Source organism: uncultured Methanobrevibacter sp., assembly GCF_902784195.1.
Taxonomy (GTDB): Archaea; Methanobacteriota; Methanobacteria; order Methanobacteriales; family Methanobacteriaceae; genus Methanobrevibacter.
Genome location: NZ_CACZTX010000001.1, coordinates 346794 through 365271 on the forward strand (window position 1 = coordinate 346794; position 18478 = coordinate 365271).

Annotated in this window: 15 protein-coding genes; 4 read left to right on the forward strand and 11 right to left on the reverse strand. The window is 31.2% G+C overall.

The window, feature by feature from the left end; genetic code table 11:
* Positions 1 to 96: 96 nt before the first annotated feature.
* The 4 genes from QZU90_RS01550 to QZU90_RS01565 form a co-directional block, all read right to left on the reverse strand.
* Positions 97 to 465 (reverse strand): hypothetical protein, encoded by a 369-nt coding sequence (locus QZU90_RS01550; protein ID WP_296855125.1) that lies wholly within the window; start codon positions 463 to 465, stop codon positions 97 to 99.
* A gap of 80 nt (positions 466 to 545) precedes the next feature.
* Positions 546 to 1748: a hydroxymethylglutaryl-CoA reductase (NADPH) gene (gene hmgA / locus QZU90_RS01555; protein WP_296855127.1), complete on the reverse strand. Its 1203-nt coding sequence runs from the start codon at positions 1746 to 1748 to the stop codon at positions 546 to 548.
* A gap of 110 nt (positions 1749 to 1858) precedes the next feature.
* Entirely contained in the window at positions 1859 to 2725 is an 867-nt protein-coding gene (gene sucD, locus QZU90_RS01560; protein WP_296855129.1) for a succinate--CoA ligase subunit alpha, read from the reverse strand.
* A gap of 291 nt (positions 2726 to 3016) precedes the next feature.
* Entirely contained in the window at positions 3017 to 3742 is a 726-nt protein-coding gene (locus QZU90_RS01565) for a hypothetical protein (RefSeq protein WP_296855131.1), read from the reverse strand.
* A gap of 313 nt (positions 3743 to 4055) precedes the next feature.
* On the opposite strand from QZU90_RS01565, the gene aroD reads away from it, so the two are divergent.
* Positions 4056 to 4739, forward strand: a complete 684-nt coding sequence (gene aroD, locus QZU90_RS01570) for a type I 3-dehydroquinate dehydratase (RefSeq protein ID WP_296855133.1) — start codon at positions 4056 to 4058, stop codon at positions 4737 to 4739.
* Positions 4740 to 4947: 208 nt separating this feature from the next.
* Here the strand turns inward: aroD and QZU90_RS01575 are convergent, their stop codons facing one another.
* The gene (locus QZU90_RS01575; protein WP_296855135.1) at positions 4948 to 7971 is read right to left on the reverse strand and encodes a collagen binding domain-containing protein; all 3024 of its coding nucleotides are present in this window, start codon (positions 7969 to 7971) and stop codon (positions 4948 to 4950) included.
* Between the two features lie 340 nt (positions 7972 to 8311).
* Here QZU90_RS01575 and uvrB point away from each other — a divergent pair, with 340 nt between their 5' ends.
* A complete protein-coding gene (uvrB, locus tag QZU90_RS01580; protein ID WP_296855138.1) occupies positions 8312 to 10273 on the forward strand; it encodes an excinuclease ABC subunit UvrB in 1962 nt (653 codons plus the stop codon).
* 170 nt (positions 10274 to 10443) lie between these two features.
* Here uvrB and QZU90_RS01585 read toward each other — a convergent pair whose 3' ends face one another.
* The 3 genes from QZU90_RS01585 to QZU90_RS01595 all read right to left on the reverse strand — a co-directional run bounded on the left by QZU90_RS01585 (position 10444) and on the right by QZU90_RS01595 (position 12777).
* A complete protein-coding gene (locus tag QZU90_RS01585) occupies positions 10444 to 10917 on the reverse strand; it encodes a tetratricopeptide repeat protein (RefSeq protein WP_296855140.1) in 474 nt (157 codons plus the stop codon).
* A 224-nt stretch (positions 10918 to 11141) separates the two neighbouring features.
* Entirely contained in the window at positions 11142 to 11501 is a 360-nt protein-coding gene (locus tag QZU90_RS01590; RefSeq protein WP_295605290.1) for a hypothetical protein, read from the reverse strand.
* A gap of 181 nt (positions 11502 to 11682) precedes the next feature.
* A complete protein-coding gene (locus QZU90_RS01595; RefSeq protein WP_296855142.1) occupies positions 11683 to 12777 on the reverse strand; it encodes a hypothetical protein in 1095 nt (364 codons plus the stop codon).
* A gap of 385 nt (positions 12778 to 13162) precedes the next feature.
* On the opposite strand from QZU90_RS01595, the gene QZU90_RS01600 reads away from it, so the two are divergent.
* Entirely contained in the window at positions 13163 to 14032 is an 870-nt protein-coding gene (locus QZU90_RS01600; protein WP_296855143.1) for an ion transporter, read from the forward strand.
* A gap of 42 nt (positions 14033 to 14074) precedes the next feature.
* Here QZU90_RS01600 and QZU90_RS01605 read toward each other — a convergent pair whose 3' ends face one another.
* Complete coding sequence (locus QZU90_RS01605; protein ID WP_296855144.1) at positions 14075 to 15127, reverse strand: hypothetical protein; 1053 nt, start codon at positions 15125 to 15127, stop codon at positions 14075 to 14077.
* Between the two features lie 252 nt (positions 15128 to 15379).
* Here QZU90_RS01605 and uvrC point away from each other — a divergent pair, with 252 nt between their 5' ends.
* Positions 15380 to 17224, forward strand: a complete 1845-nt coding sequence (uvrC, locus tag QZU90_RS01610; RefSeq protein WP_296855146.1) for an excinuclease ABC subunit UvrC — start codon at positions 15380 to 15382, stop codon at positions 17222 to 17224.
* 47 nt (positions 17225 to 17271) lie between these two features.
* Here uvrC and QZU90_RS01615 read toward each other — a convergent pair whose 3' ends face one another.
* Positions 17272 to 17694 carry a hypothetical protein gene (locus QZU90_RS01615; RefSeq protein ID WP_296855147.1) on the reverse strand — a complete coding sequence of 141 codons (423 nt, stop codon included), beginning with the start codon at positions 17692 to 17694 and terminating at the stop codon, positions 17272 to 17274.
* Between the two features lie 54 nt (positions 17695 to 17748).
* A complete protein-coding gene (locus QZU90_RS01620; protein ID WP_296855148.1) occupies positions 17749 to 18243 on the reverse strand; it encodes an SseB family protein in 495 nt (164 codons plus the stop codon).
* Between the last annotated feature and the right edge of the window lie 235 nt (positions 18244 to 18478).

Consider the following 18478-nt stretch of genomic DNA (forward strand, 5'->3'; position numbering starts at 1 on the left):
AAAATACTGGAAATTTTTAACTATTGTTAATAAGTAATTGTTTATATGTTCATTTTAGTATTTATTATTTTATATTTGAAACTAAATAATTAAAAATTAGTCATAATATTTCATCAATTGGCTTGATTCTTCTGTTGATTCAAACTCATCAATGAAATCCTTTAAATCCTTGATAAACTCTTCTTTTCTTTTATCTAAGTCTTCAATAGATGAATAATCCTTTTTAATGGTTAAATTCATTAGAATATCATCGGTTTCAAGAGAAATTTGAGGAAAATTCTTGCTAAAAATAGCTTGATCATTAGATTCGTCAAGGCCGTCTAAAGGATTGAAATCATCATTTGATATTAAATTGTCAAAATCATTAAACTCAATGGAATCATCATCAAAGATAGGTTTGCTATTTTCCAATTCCTTTTTGAATTCTTCAAATTCTTTCCTGAAATCAATATGCTCTTTTTCCATAAAAATCAAATAAATAAAAATAAATGAATAAGTAAAAAAGTAAAAAAATAAAGAAATTAAAAAAAGATAATTAAAATCAATTATCTTCCTAGCTCTTGGTGAGCTTTTGCCAAGTGTCCTGCAGATATTGCTGCAATTAAGGACAATTCACCAGCCATAACAGTTGAAATGACAATTTCAGCAAATTTGTTTACCTTGCCGGATCCTGCACAATCGATTATCTGCAATCCTTCATTAGCAGTTTCAAGTCTTGTTCCACCGCCAATGGTAGCAATAGGCAAATCAGGCATGTTTACAGAGAAGTATAAGTCTCCATCCCTATCCTCTGCAGTTGTAATTCCTAAGGAACCTTCCACAACATGTGCTTCATCCTGACCGGTTGCCAAGAATATCGCTCCTATCATGTTTGCAAAGTGAGCATTGAAAGCCATGCTTCCTGCTGCAGCAGAACCTATTAAGTTTTTAGCGGTGTTTACCTCTTCTATTGCCTTTGCAGTTGTCTTAAGCTTTGCTCTGACAATTGCTTCCGGTATTAATATGTCTGCAACCACTGTTTTTCCTCTTCCTTCAACAATATTGATTGCTGCAGGCTTTTTGTCAACACATAGATTTCCACTTAAAGCCAAAGCATGAACTCCTAAATCCTCATGCAATTTAGCCAATACCTTTTCAGTGGCAATTGTTACCATATTCATACCCATACTGTCTCCAGTTGAGTAAACGAAACGAGGATAAACATAATTTCCTACAATGATAATAGGATCTATCTTAACCAATTTTCCATGGCTAGTTGTTGATTCTGCAATTGCCTTAAGCTCATCAAACTTATCTTCAAACCATTGCTTGACCTTTACAGCTTCAACAACTGAATCTGTTTTAATGGCTGGAGCTCTGGTCATCTTATCGCCGATAACCCTTGCATTAGCCCCTCCAGCTGCAGTGATAGCTGAACAGCCCCTATTGACTGAAGCCAATAATGCGCCTTCAGATGTTGCAAGAGGTACAAAGAAATCATCTTTCGCATATTCCCCATTGACTTTTAATGGACCTGCCACTCCAATAGGTATTTGTACAGTTCCTATAGGATTCTCAATGTTCTTTGCGAATGCAAGTTCCATATCCAAAGTATAATCAGCAATCTTTTCAAGCTTGCAATTGGAATGTCTCTCTATAAACTCCCTTCTGATGTCTAAAGCTTCTGTTGCATTTTCAGTAAACTTGTCAATTTGATAAAGCTTCATTTCACCAGCCAATAACTTTTCAATAATTTCTTCTTTATCCATAATATCACCGAGAAAAATAGTTTCAATAAAAACAGCAGTTTTTGTAAATTTTAATTTTTAGATTTGTATGATTTTAATTCTAATTGAAAAAATAAAAAAAGATGGAGAGATTATTCTCCACGAGCTTCTTTAATAAATTCTACAATTTCAGAAGGTTTTTTAGCTACTTTAACGCCAGCAGCCGTCAAAGCTTCCATTTTACTTTTTGCAGTACCGGAGTTACCAGCAATGATAGCTCCTGCGTGACCCATTCTTTTTCCAGGTGGTGCAGAAAGACCTGCAATATAAGCTACAACAGGTTTAGTAATGTTCTCCTTAATGTATTCAGCTGCAGCCTCTTCAGCTCCTCCACCGATTTCACCAATCAATACTATTTCCTTTGTATCTGGGTCATTTTCGAACATGTCCAATACATCAATGTATGGAGTACCGATTACAGGGTCTCCTCCAATACCTACACAAGTGCTTTGTCCGATTCCTGCACGAGTCAATTGGCTTGCAATTTCATAAGTCAATGTACCGCTTCTGGAAATAACTCCAACATCACCTTCAGAGAAGATATGTGTTGGCATAATACCAAGTTTTCCCACTTTAGGAGAGATTACACCAGGAGTGTTTGGTCCAATGACAGTAACGCCTTTTGCCTTTGCATAAGCCATGATTTCCATAGTGTCATGAATAGGTATGTGTTCAGTGATTATAATAACCAAATCCAAATGATCAATGGATTCAAATGCTGCATCCTTTGCAAAAGGTGCAGGTACAAATATGATTGATGCATTTACATCAACATTTTCCTTAGCTTCTTCAATAGAATCAAAAACAGGAACTCCACAAACTTCCTGACCGCCTTTGCCTGGAGTTACTCCTGCTACAATCTTTGTATTGTATTTTATCATTTGTTCAGTATGGAATTGACCTTGTTTTCCAGTAATTCCCTGTACCAAACATTTTGTATTTTCATTTAATATTATCATATGAACCACAATCGTAATTTTAAATAATTTTTTGAATTGCAATTAATTTTATCAAGTTTAAATCTAGATAATAATTATATAAATTTTATATAAAATTATTAATCAATAATATATTTAGTCTTTAAATATTAAATAGTTATTCATTATTTAATTGGTAAAATAATGCTGAAATATTGTATAAAAAAATAGTAAAAAAATAAATGCAATTTTAATTAAAATAACAATCAATTAAATTAGTTTTAAAAATAAAAATATTAAAAATATTAAATGTTAAATTAATTAAAATGATACTTAACCTAAAATTCTTGTTTTGTTTTCAAATGGTATAGATAAATCTATCATATTTCCATTCATTAATGCAGTTACAGATACCAAGACGCTTCCTGGAAGCACATTGCATGCAGTATGCCTCTTTACAAGATAGGTGTTCTTATTTCCTAAAGCTGCTCCAATCATTGCACTTGCTACAACAGCAATCTGTTCCAGTTCATTGACTGAAACAACCACAACAGGATCATCCGTATCATCAGGTGAGACATATCCGACTCCCGGAATATCAGTTCTTGTGCCTATCTTATCGCTTAGGCCTGTGACTGCTTTCATGCCACTGGCAGCTTCTATGACAGAATTAGCAACATCCGCTACAAATGATTCACCTCCATAAGTGTCAAAGGCCATTATTATAGCATCCTGATACTCACCATCTTCGAGGTTCGCTTCTGCATAGGAGACTCCTTCACCTCCCTTATTAGGGTCTTGTGATATTCCAGCGACATCTCCTAAGTCCTCTGCATTATTTCTTAATATTTCTACAATGCCTGCATTGACTGTTTCCAAGAGTTCATCTTCAACAAATGCAGTGATTACAACATCATCACCGGTTATATTTGTTAAAGCTGCCTTTCTTGCTCCCAATTCCAATAGTTTAGGAATATCCTTTTCAATGTTTTCAACTAATGACTCAGAAACAGAAACATCATTGCTTGAAATATCTGCACCAATAGCTACTACTTTCATAATATCATTAATATCTTTTGATTTTATAGTTAATATCTTTAATTATTTTAAAATTAATCTCTTTGATTTTATAGTTAATATCTTTAATTATTTTAAAATTAATCTCTTTGATTTTATAGTTATATCTTAAATTATTTTAATTTAAAAAGAATTCTTTTATTCTTTAATTCGCCACCCCAAATAATTTAAAAAAAGCTCTAAAAATCAATTAAGTATTTAATTAAATAAGTTAAATATATTAATAGATAAAAATTAAAATAAAAATTAAATTTATTAAATTTAAATAATCATTGATTATAAATGGGGAAACAACGTGTACAGTGAAACTAAAATAGCTATTCCCATATTCCAAAGAAATAAGGAAGATATCCTAAAGGTAGCTGAAGAATGTATTATTAAAGGAGCAGATATTCTAGAGCTTAGAATAGATGGAATGGATAATCCTAATCCTAAGATTGTAAAGGAAATTATTGAAGAGATTAACTTCCCAATTATAGCCACTAACAGATGCTCTAAAGAAGGAGGATCATTCAGAGGCAGTGAAGAGGATAGAATAGCTATTCTAAGAGAATGCTGTGATGTTGCAGATTATGTTGATGTTGAGCTTCAAACCGATAGGGATCTCATAGAAACAATCACAGAAACTGGAGTGACATCAATCATTTCCTACCATAACTTTAAGCAAACCCCAGATTTAGACATATTGATGGATATTGTCATTCAGGAAAAGGAGATTGGAGACATTGCAAAGATTGCTGTAATGCCTAATACCCTTGAAGACACATTGACAATATTGCCTATCTTATCCCATTTTGACAATGTTGTGGCAATCTCCATGGGAGAATTGGGAAGCTATACAAGGGTTATAGCATCTAAATTCAATGTTCCATTTACATTTGCTGTGGTTAATGACAATACAGCTCCTGGTCAAATAGACATTGACACAATGAAATCATTGATGAACAGTGATTTAATCAATACAGATGATTTAAAGTAAATAATCATCTTTTATGCTTTTCTTAAAAATAAAGAAATTCTCATTATGCTTTTTTTAAAAATAGAGAAATCTATGCAATAATTATTAATATAATTCTTTAAAAAAATAGATTAAATTGTTAAAATTATATAAAAACTTGTTTTAAAAAAATAAAAAAAGAATTAAGAGAAAAAATCTCTTAATTAAACTAATATAAATTGAATTTATCTTATCTTGTTACTGTTAAAGTTCTAGTAATAGCTTTAGCATAATAATAAGTAGGGCTTCCAGGTGAAAGGACTACCTTATGCTTACCTCTTTTTTGAGAAATCTTTAAACTAGCGATTCCTTTCTTATTGGTTTTGATAGTGTATGTTTTATACTTTCTGCCAGTATAAACTCTTACTTTAACTTTTACTCCAGAAAGGACCTTTTTAGATTTTGTGCTAGTTACTTTTACTTTAAAGTAGCTGTATCTTTTAACCTTTAAAGATGTAGGAGCAATCTTAATAGGTGATTTGCTTACCTTGATTTGACTGGTTACTGCCTTTGCAGAGTAACCTTTGTCAGCAGAGCTAACTACAACCTTATAAGTTCCTGGCTTAAATGTTATTTTAAATTGGACTATACCATTAGCATCAGTGACTCCAGTTAAATTATAGTATCTGTATTTTGAAATGTATACTTTAATATTAACTGTAGAAGCATACATCAATGCCTTATTTTTAGTATTGGTCAATTTAACCTTATAATATCTGCCAGATTTGTAATAAGTGCTTACACTAGGAGCACTGAACTGGCCTGTTGCCTTCTTAACAGTGACATATCTTGTAAGAGAACCAGACTTATAGTTAGTATCAAACATTGAAATGATCACTTTATGTTTTCCGACGGATAAGCCAGTGCTGAATCTTATAACACCTTTAGAATCTGTTCTTACCAAGAAGTTGCTTACTTTACTGGAAGTGATGTAAACCTTAACTAATACATATGCATTTGGTACAGGATTTCCAGTTTTCTTATCTTTTACAGTAGCAACAACAGTAATTCCGGAACCATATAAAATGGTCCTATTGCTTGCACTTATGACAGCATCCCTTTGTTTAAGAGTTATAGTCTGTTTAACAGCACTGCAAATCAAGTTGCTGTCTAATGATTTGAGAGTTAAATTATAAGTGCCTCCACTTAAATTCAAAGGTAAACTTTTGTAGTACCCAGATGAATTAGTGGTTCCATTTATAGTTGCATCAATAACGTTAGAGTAAATTCTGAATTGAACTAAAACAGATTGAATTGCTTCTCCAGTTTTTGAGTTGATTACCTTGAAAGTATAGTATAAATTTTTACCATCTTCATATTCTTCAATAAGTGGAGATGCTATAATTTCCGCTTGAGCCTGATTTACTTTAATTCCAACTGTATCATTTAATACTATAGAACCAGAGCCTTTAAAAGTGATATTGTATTCTCCTGTTTTTAAAAGTCCTCCATCATAACGGATAAATTTTGCATTTGGAATTTTAATGTATCCATCTTCATCAGAAGTAAAGACACTACTTTCTATCTTATAATGTCCTGAATCCATCTTATATCCTAAAAAGCATCCATCTATTGAAATAGTGGTATTTACTAAAGGTTTATTTTCACCAGTATAATTATCTATCAATCTAAATACAAATTCACCAGATTGATAATCTAGTGTATCATTAATAGGTATAATAGTAGCTACAATAACAGGATTTAAAGTAACAGTCTTATTAATTTTACCTAAAGTATCATTATAAAATATGGTAAAAGCAGTATTGTTAAATTTTTCAGCATCAATAATGAAATTAATTGTATAATTACCATTTTCATCAGAAAATTTACCATGAATATCAAATGGTTCAGTAATATTATTTTCACCATTAACATATTTAATGTCTAAAGTAATGTTGTCTTCAGTTAAATTTAAAGTAGTTACATTAGTAATATTTTTACCATCATAAATAACCATAGTAGTATGATTAATCATTATTGGTATAGACACATTATGAGTGTAGTTATTAACATTTATAATGCTATCTGAGATAATGGTATTTTTTTCAATGAAACTAATTACTTTACTGGTTTCATTTAATGTGCCATTTGCGTAAATAATAGTCAATTTAGCATTATTTAATTGAACATCTTTTACAAAACTAATTGTATAAATGCCATCTACATTAGCAAATTCAAAATCTTCAATTTTCTCTTTTTTAGTAGTACCATCCTTATAAGTCAATACTAAAGTAATGTTATCTTCATGTAATTCAATTGGATTACCATTATTATCAATAGTGATTGGAATAGAAATATTTTTTGTTCCAAAGTCTACACTAATATTCTCCTTAATGTTAATAGTATTATTTTCAGCAATGATTAAATTAGCTGAACCATTAGATGGATTACAATTATGGTTACCATCATAATACATATAAATGGTATAATTACCAATTCCTTCGGTAAAATTAAGTAATTTAATGCCGCCATTCACTTTAGTGAAGTTAATAGTTATATTTTCATTACCCTTAAGATAATAAGCATGCATTAGCGTTTCATTGAAGTTTAGAGTCTTATTAGATTCAACTTTCATAACCAGTGGAATTATTAAATCTTTTCCCAAATTAATTGTAACATCACTTGCATTGATAGTAGTGTTAGTTTTAGTTATAGTCAAATTGAGAGTTGTTTCAGATTCTGTATAATTAACACCACCGATTACACTATTTACAAATACTATTTTTATAGTGTAATTTTCAACTGGCAATGTCTTATTTGTATCAAAATCCAACTTTATTTTAGAATCGGAATAATTATAATCTATTTCTGTATAATTTGTTGTATTTGTTTTATAATACACTTTAAAACTATCTAGCCCAATATTAGTGATAGGTGCACTTTGATTGTCTTTAACTTCAACATCAAATGTGATATTGGAACCGAATGGATAGGTTTTATTTTCTGATGTAACATTAGTAGTGGAAACTGGAAGAGGGTCAGTTGTTTCACCTGTTCCAGGATCATCAGGGATTGGATCATCTCCACCTGTCCCATCACCATAATCAGATAATATATCAGAATTACCCATATCATCAATTGCATCAATATCATTAATTTCTGTAGCTTGAGCAATGCTTGCATCATCGCTTGCAGCAGAAACTGCACTCATGCTCAATAACAAGAACAATGATATCAATGAAATCAAAAGGATATGTGATTTCTTAAATTTCATAAATTTTGTATCCTCCTTAAATATTTTCAGTCAAATACATAAATTCTTATAATATTGAATTAATTCATATATTTCAAATTTTTTCATATAAATTTCTTATATCATATAATTAAGTGATTTTAAATTTTGGCTTTTAGTCCATAATTTTCACTTATAATTAATACATTATATAATATTTTTATAATAATATATATCATTTTTGTTTTAATATTTATAAATTAAACTTAAGATTTAAGATTTTAAAATAAATCTGTTTTAAAAAATACATACCATTATAAGAAATAAAGCTAAAAGTATATTATGAAAATTACCTTAAAAACTTAAATTAATAGGTGCAAAAATGAAAGAATTCAAACTTAAATCTCCATATAAACCACTTGGTGACCAGCCACAGGCCATTGACTCCCTTGTAAACGGCATTAAGAAGGGATATCATGAACAGACACTATTAGGTGTCACCGGTTCTGGAAAGACATATACAATGGCTAACATCATTGAAAAGGTTCAAAAGCCAACATTGATCATATCTCACAACAAGACATTGGCAGCGCAATTATACGAGGAATTCAAGGTATTTTTCCCAGATAATGCTGTAGAATACTTTGTCAGTTATTATGATTACTACCAGCCAGAAGCTTATGTGCCAAGAACAGATACATTCATTGATAAAGAGGCTTCAATCAATGAAGAGATAGACATAATGAGGCACTCAGCCACCCAATCCCTTTTGTCCCGTGATGATGTGATTGTAGTGAGCAGTGTAAGCTGCATCTATGGTATCGGTTCACCTGAAGATTATGGGGAATTTGCATTTTCCATAGCTGTAGGAGACATTTACGAACGCAGTGACATCTTAAGAAAGCTTATCTTCATGCAATATGAGAGAAATGACATTGCATTTGAAAGAGGTCAGTTTAGGGTAAGGGGAGATGTTATTGAAATCAATCCTGTTCATGGAACACCTCCAATAAGGATTGAACTCTTTGGTGATGAAATAGACGCAATTAGTTTAATAGACCCTGTAACCGGCAAAAAGGAAGAGCCTCTTCAAAGGTATATGATATTTCCAGCAAAGCACTTCGTTGTAGGTGCTGACAGGATGGATCAGGCCTTAAAGGACATCAATGATGAGCTTGAAAGCCGGCTTAGGGAATTGAATTTCAATGGAAAATATGTGGAAGCGCAAAGGTTGGAACAGAGAACCCGTTTTGATATAGAAATGCTTCAGGAAATGGGTTACTGTCCAGGAATTGAAAACTATTCCATGCACCTATCAGGTAGAAATTGGGGAGATATGCCTTATTCATTGCTTAAATACTTCCCAGATGACTATTTAACAATTATTGATGAATCCCATGTAACAGTTCCACAGATTAGGGGAATGTACAATGGGGATAGGTCAAGAAAGGAAACCCTTGTGGAATACGGTTTCAGATTGCCTTCTGCAAAGGAAAACAGGCCACTTAGATTTGATGAGTTTGAAGCCATTCAAAACCAAGTAATTTATGTTTCAGCTACTCCTGGACCTTATGAAATGTCCAGAAGCCAAAATGTAGTAGAGCAAATCATCAGGCCAACTGGATTGGTTGACCCTAAAATCACCATCAGACCTGTTCAAGGGCAAGTTGAAGACTTGCTTGGTGAAGTGAGGAAAAAGGTGGCAAAGGACCAACGGATTCTCGTCACTACACTTACCAAGAGAATGGCAGAGGACTTGACAGATTACTATGCTAAAATCGGAATTAAGGTAAGGTATCTTCACTCAGAGATTGATACATTGGAGAGAGTGGAAATAATCGACGATTTAAGGCGTGGAGAGTTTGATGTTCTTGTTGGTGTAAACCTTCTTAGGGAAGGGCTTGACCTACCTGAAGTGGGACTTGTAGCTATTTTGGATGCAGACAAGGAAGGATTCCTAAGGTCTGAAACATCTCTTATTCAGACAATCGGAAGAGCTGCAAGGAATGTTGACGGTGAAGTTCTCATGTATGTGGATGACATGACAGATTCAGTAAGGAATGCTGTAGACATCACTAACAAGAGAAGAAAGCTTCAAATGGCATACAATGAAAAGTATAACATCACTCCTCAGTCAACATACAGAACCCTTAAGGATAAGAAAATCTCCACTAAGAAGACTCCTTCAAGAGATGATCTTAAAGGAATGCCTAAGGACGAGCTCAAACTATTGATCAAGGACTTAGAGGCAGAAATGAAAGAAGCCGCTAATGACTTAGACTTTGAAAGAGCAGCTGTTTTAAGAGATCAAATAGTTGCATTGAAGAGTATTAAAAAGTTCTAAAATGAATCAATAATTTAAATATGTACTATGAAATTAATATTTGAATTTAAAAAATAGTCTAAAATAAGGCATTTAAAAACTATAAATGATTAAATAAACTAATCTATAAGTTATTAAATAATCTAATCAAAAAATTAATAAAAAAAGAGTTGTAGGAAAAATCCTACGACTTAATTTTCTTCTTTTTCTAAAGCTTCTATGACAGTATGTCTGAATACTAGAACCGCTTCATCATCAGGATTTAATTCCAATGCATTGTCCAAGCATTTCAAGGCATCTGCATTGTGATTTAATTGACTTAATACCATTCCCTTGTATTTCCAATATACTGGATTGTGAGGGTCTGCATTCACTGCCTTATCAAAACAGGAATCCGCTTCATTGAAACGATTTACAGCAAATAAAGTCATTCCCTTTAAAAACCAGGTTTGCTCATTTTCAAAGTCAAGTTCCAATGACCTGTCGAAACATTCAATAGCTTCATCGGTTTTGCCTAAAAGACCTAAAGTACTCGCTTTCATATTCCAAGCTTCAGTACGTCTTTTATCAGCTTTCAATGCAGCCTGATAAGCATCTAATGCTTCTTCATACTTTTTTTCTTTTCTTAATTGATTTCCTTTCTCCATCAATTCATCGAATTCCATAGAATCACCTGGATAAGAATAATTTTAAATTTAAAAACTATTAATTAATATTTTTCCTGTTTTATATTTTGTTAACACGTGTTAATAAAATTTATCATTATAAAGCAATGCTTTGAAAATAAAAATAGTTAAGAATAGTGATTGAATGAAAAAATAGTTGAAAAAATAGTTTAAAAATGTAAAAAAATTAGAAAATATAAAAAAAATAAAATAAAAATGTATTTTTATTCTTTTGGAATTAAAATACGGCCTCTTACAGGAGGTTCACTCATTGTTACAAACTTATAAACATCCTTATTTATTTGATGCTGATAATAGATTATATCAAGCATGTCATCTGTCACATCATTTATCTTAATGAATTTCCTAAGTCTTGGTTCATCAAAAGGATCATCGATTTCTATTTCATCTCCAGGACTGTAATTGTTTTCCAAGTGATTATCTAATATTTCCTGTGCGGAAATCATTTTATCTCTTATTTCCTCTCCTTTTAATTCGCCTAATAGGAATTCCTGGTCTAAATCAAATGTTAAATATTCATATTGATCATTGAATTTTAAATTGCTTCCTGTTTTCATAGTCATGTTATCACTCAAATCTACAATATATATTATATTGGCTATGTTTATAAATTTTTATGAATTTAAGGAAAGATGAGAGATAAAAATGAGTGGAATTAAATAAAAATAGAATAAAAAAAGGTTAAAATATTAAAAATAATTAAAAAAAAAATAATTGAATAAATTAATTAAATCATCAATCAATTTATTCATAAGCGCTTACAGAACGAGTTGCCCTTGTAAATTCATCAAACAAATGGTCGATTTCATCATCTGACTCGGTATCAACTTGAGAAATGTTGAGAACCAATTCTTCAGACAACTTGTCTAAACCTTTAATAATTGAATTTAACAATAAAAGCTTGTTTTTAAGCTCGTCCTCTACTTTTGTACTGTATTCAGTACTTAATTCAAGAATATTATATCCTGCATTCAACTGGCTATAGAATGTTTCATGAGAATCATCAACAACTCTCTTGAATCTTGAATAAGTCAATTGAGGAGGAGCAAATCTCTTTTCGATTAACTCTAAAGTGCTTTTCTCCTTTTTAGGATATAATTCCTCTAACTCCTTAAAATGCTTTTCGTAAAATTGAAATGCTGGAATGACTCCTTCTTCAACCTTAACGTTAACAGATTCTTTTTCTTCTTGTTTTACTTTAGTATCGTTTGATTTAATTTTAAATTCAGCTTCTTTACTAGGTATCTCATCCCTTGCATACAATGGTTTAGGTTCACTTGCAATCATAATTGATCTGACTATGGATACGAAATAGAAAACAAATGCTAATTCAAATGCTACAGATCTAACAGGTTGAATACCCCAAGTAATGAATCCTATAATCCAAGGAAGAGTGTATACAAGTCCTTCTGTTATCCGAGATTTCTTTGGACTTGTCTTTCCTTTATAAGCTAATCCAACACCATTCAATATTGGGATAAAGGAAATCAAAACCCATAATGAATCAATGACATCATTCACTTTCTCTTCAATGCTCTTTTCAATTAGATTTGATTGGTCGAGCTGTTTTTGAAGAGTAAAATCTACCATAACGCTTCTGATAATTGATACAAATGACGCTAAACTTGCAATTGTGAAAAATAATGTTGCAACTCCAAGATTTGGCATTGTCATAATACCAAGAAGCCAAGGAACTTCATATAACAAACCTTCAATAAACCAGTTGGTGTTTCCATACTTGTTTCCTATATATACAAATCCTAAACCATTAAACAATGGAATAAAGGAAGTCAAGACCCATAAAGAGCTTGTAATCTTTGAAAAAATAGTTCGTGTCATAACCCCCACCTACAACTTTTTCAAATTATTCTTTATTTCTTTAAATTTTTAATTAAATATTTAATTAAACTTTTAGTTTCTAATAGTTTTAGTTTATAGTTTCTAATGTATTTGCAGGATATTTTCATATCCTAAAGTTACTTTAATATTTTTAGTATATAAGGTTTTGTATTTATTTTTCAAAAATGTATACTTTTTTTAAATTTCATCAAAAACAACAATGATTTTCTATAGCGTTTCTTAAAAATTCTTTAATTTTCCTAAATATTTCTTAAATATCTTAAATATTTCTTAAAAGATTGAATAAATTTATAATGAATAAGATAAAAACTTTAATTAAGAATAAAAAAATCTTATTTTTTCAATAAAATATCAGAGGCATACTATGGGTTTATATCAAAATAATAGGTTTAATTTCTTTTTATCAATATTAATAGTAATCGATTTGATCTTGATTACACTAACATTGATCTCCGATGTTGGAGAGATGTACTATAGCATAGTTGTCTTTGATACCGTCTTATGCATAATCTTGCTTATTGAGTTTTTTACTCGACTAATGGATTCAGACAATAAGAAGCAGTTTTTCCTAAAGAACTGGACAGAGCTTATAGCTGCAATACCATTTGACTTGATAATGCTCCCATTTGTATTGAACTATACACGTTTCTTAAGATTGCTTAGAGTATTGAAATTCATTAAGGTAATAGCGCTGTTTTCACAATTCTTTGAAACAATCGACGTTTTCCTAAAGAAGACTCATTTGGATGAGATATTCGGCATAACCCTTCTTGTTGTACTTGCATCAACTCTTGGATTATACCTATTTGACCCAAGCATAAACAGCTTGTTTGACAGCCTTTGGTTTGTTCTTTCAACAATCACAACCGTAGGTTACGGTGACATCTTGCCTCAATCCGGAGTTGGAAAGATGATAGGTTTAATTATCCTGATTGTGGGAGTGTTGATATTCAGTACAGTTACAGGAGCTATTGCATCATACTTTGCAAGAAGGGTATTGATCAATGAAGACTTCAACATTACCGAACATGACGATAATATTGAACTTTTAAAAGAGGATTTGAGTTTCAATAAGAAGAATCTAAATGAAGTTCACGCCAAAGTGGATAAAATAGATAATGATGTAGAGTCTCTTAAAAAAGAATTAAATGAGTTAAAAGAGTTAAATAAAGAATTAAAACAAGAAATAAAAAATTTAAACGATAATTTGAAAAAGGATAATTTAAATGATTAGGAAATACTATTTTTTAAAAAAAAAAGATGGTAAAAGATATGATTATTTATAATCCTTTACTGAATTTATCAAATTATCCATATTTGAGAACAATTCCTGTAGGTCCTCATCTGATTTTTCATTATCACCATCATGGATAATGAGTTCTTCTATAAGATTATTCATCTCATCATTGATTGATTCCATAATGCTTATTTTGCCTTTAACAGTTTCATCTAATCTTTCACTGTATTCTGGAGCCATCTCAATAATGCTTGTAGCTGAATCAGATTGATGATAGAATAGCTTATGGCAACTATCTATGACTGACATGAAACGATTATGACTTAATTCACCACTTTCAAACCGTTTATTGATTAATCCAGTTATATTGTCTTCTTTTTTATCAAAAGCTTGCTTTAGATTATCAATCTCATACTTATAGGATTTAAACTCAGGAATAATATCCACTACAGCGTTTTCAACTGGCTTCGGACTCACTTTAGGTGTCGGTGCACTTACTACAGGTTGAGGTGATGTGGTAAACACCGCATTATCCATTCTCTTTTCCTCAAAGTAAATCATGATTGTTCTTGCAATTGACAAGATCCACCCAATTACAGCTATTGCAATGAAGAAATCTATTACCCCATTGGCAATACCATATATTATTAGATATAGAATCCAAAGGAACTCAAACAATGCACCTTCTATAACCCATCTTTGAACATTTCTTTTATATCCTACAATAATTAATCCTATACCGTTCAAGAACATGATCAATGAAAATACCATCCAAAATGAACTTGATCTTTTCCTCATTTCTGTAGAACTGCCCATCTCTTTCTTATAGGTATAAGATACATATAATGTCCTTAAAAGACAAATTAACATGAACAATATCCCAAAACTTGCAATTGTAGTTGAAATGCCCTCATTAAAAGCAAATAAAAATTGCAAAAACCAAGGCAATTCATACACTAAACCTTCAATAATCCAGTTCTTATTGGATTCCTTTGATCCCATATAAACAAAAGTCATCCCATTTAGAAAAGGAATGAATGAAACTATAATCAAAAAAATTTTTTCTAAAGTGCTAAAAGCAGATTTTTCCATATGATTCCCCCTTTTTTTAAATTTAAACATATATTTATATGTTTTCAATTAATATATAATTTTTCAATTAAAACTGTAAAAAAAATAATGTAAAAAATAAAGTATTTTAAAGCAAAGATTTATAAAAAATAAAAATTATTATAAGTTAAGAATAATTAAAAATATTATTAGTATAACAATTAACAAATTATTAAAAAATCAAGACTAAATAAAAATTAAAAAAATTTTCAATAAAATTATCAAGGTATAAAAATGTCAACTAAAGTAAACTCACCAGATGAACTTCCTAGAAAGCCTGGAATATACATAATGAAGGACAAGAATGAGGAAATAATCTATGTGGGCAAATCAAAATCTCTTAGAAGCAGAGTGAGATCCTATTTTCAAAAAAACCTTGATAGGCCTAAGACTCAAGTCCTGATGAGTCATTTCAATAGCCTCGAATACATTGTAACAAATACAGAAAAAGAGGCACTTATTCTAGAAGCCAATCTAATCAAAAAGCATAGGCCAAGATATAACATCAGCTTAAAGGATGACAAAAGGTACCCTTATGTCAAGATAACAGATGAGGATTTTCCAAAGATAGTCATTACAAGGGATATTGGCAAAAAAGGTTCATACTACGGCCCTTTTACAGATGTGACTGCTGTAAGGCAAACCGTAAAGTTCCTAAAGCAGTTATTTAGGATAAGAACCTGCAAAAGAATGGATGGTCCATGCTTGAACAGTCAGATTGACTTATGTTACGCTCCTTGTAACGGAAGCATTTCAAAAGAGGAATATCATGAGCATATCAAGAAGATAGACCTCTTCTTCCAAGGAAAGTACAATAAGATCATCAAGGACCTTGAATCTGAAATGAAAGAAGCTGCAAAAAATCAGGAATTTGAAAAGGCAGCGGTCATAAGGGACCAAATCAGTTCAATTGAGGAAGTGATGAACAAGCAATTCGTTGAATTGAACAATGAGCTTGACCAAGACATAATTGCAATCTCATACACCACTCAAAATGCTGTTGTAGTGGTTATGAATATCAGAAACGGCAAAATCATTGGAAAAGACGATTTCCTAATGGATGGTTCCCAGCACACAACCTCTGATGAGGTCATTTCCGCATTCATCAAGCAATTCTATGGAATAAATAGGCATATACCAAAAGAGATTTTAATCGAAGAGGAGATACCTGATGACAAGCTTATTGAAGAATGGCTAAGTGACCTAAGGGGAAACAAGGTGTCTATAAAAGTCCCTCAGAAAGGAAACAAGCTCAGATTAGTTAGAATGGCAGGAAAAAATGCTGACATCATAAAGAATCAAAAGCAAAAGATGGAAAACTCCATGATTGAGCTTAAGAAGTATCTCAAGCTTGAAAAGCTTCCAAGAGTTATTGAAGGATACGACATTTCAAACATTTCAGGAAAACTGGCTGTCGGATCCAAGGTTTCATTCTTGGATGGAAAGCCAAATAAGAAGCAATATAAGAAATTCAAGATGAACACTCCTGGCCCTAACGATTTTGCTATGATGCAGGAACTTCTTGAGAGAAGATTGAAGCCACTTAAGGAACATTACGAAAAGATAAGAATCAATGAAGAACACCTGAAAAAGAACGAGGCAGAAACTGAAAGAATCGTTCCATTAAAATTAGGGGAAGAGCCAAATCTTATCGTAATCGATGGTGGAAAAGGACAATTAGGCATGGCTGTTGATGTATTGAAAGAATATAATCTTACACATATACCTATAATCGGTCTTGCAAAGGAATTTGAAGAAATTTATATTCCAAACAGCAGTTTTCCAATAAGAATTCCTCAGGACAATGAAGCACTTCATTTGCTCCAGCAAGTTAGGGATGAATCTCATAGGTTTGCAGTTACATATCATAGGAAATTAAGGTCCAAAAAGATTGAGGAATCACCGTTGGACAATATTGTTGGCATAGGCAAAAAAAGAAAAATAGAGCTCTTAAGACATTTTGGAGATTTAGAAGCCATTAAAAATGCAAGTATAGATGAGTTAAAAGAAGTTAATGGAATGAGTGAAAAAGCAGCATCAAATGTTTATGACTATTTCCATAATGAAACAAATGACTAGGATTATCTTGAGATATAAAAAAAGAGTATCTGAAATATAAAAAAGAGTTATCTTGAGATATAATCAAAAAACAGCTTCGCCAAGTTCTTATTTGTAAACATGACTTTATAGTTGGCATCATCACAGATTATATCTACTTTTTTTCCATTAATTTTATAATCTAGGATATTAGCCATACTTATTGTTATATTTTCCTTATCTTTGAATATTAAATCTTTTTTAGTTAAATAAGCATTAGTGCGAATTCTTTTTGATTCATCATTAATTTGAAGAAGGCACTTTAATTCAAGGTTCAAGAACCAATCTGAATTCAAGAACTCGTTTACAAGCTCTGGAGTGGTATAGAACTTATTGATTCCTTTCTTATCCATAAACATGTTTAAAAGGAATCTGTCTATATTATTCTCCTTAATGATGACTTCAGCATCATTATGGGCTTTCAATACTTCTTCAGATGGTTTCTTAACCATTAGATCATTGTTTTTTCTTCTAAATCTGCTAAATAACATTTCTTTAATGTTTTATTAGTGATTATGACTTGGGTCATCACAATCAGGGTCATCACATTCCTCAAAGTCATAAAGTTCAATAATAGCTTCTAAAGGAAGCTCTACAGCATTTTCATGGAATGGATTGATTACAACACCATCAAAATCATCATCCTCAATATCAGAGAGTAGCATAGCAAGGTCTTCAGCTGAAATAACTAAACCAAAAATGTCAAAATCCTCTTCTTCAGCTAATTTTTCAAGCTCATCATCATCAGTGTAAATTGGGAAGAGAACATTTCCATCCTCATCTTCAAGTCTCATGATTTCAAGGTCAATCTCTTCATCTAAAGCTATTTCCTCATCGGTTTTTCCTTCAAGAGCTTCAGCATCTGAATTCAATTCGGCTGGAATGATAAAGGTAGCTTCCATAAATGCATCTACAAAAGCTTCCAATTGCTCTTCAGTCATTTCTTCAGGTCTGGTTTTCATGATTTCCTTAAGTTCTGGATTTTCAACTCTTTCATCCATAAATATTTCTCCATAGATCTTTTAAAAATTTTTAAAAATTTCAATTAAATTCATAAAACAATCAAATAATTAACAATTAATTATAGTTTATAATTTATCATATAAATAGAATACAATTATATTTTTAAACTAATTTCACTACCAAAATTCATTACAAAAATCTATTTTAACTATAATTTTATTAACTATAATTTTATTAACTATAATTTTATTAAACTATAATTTTATTAATCAA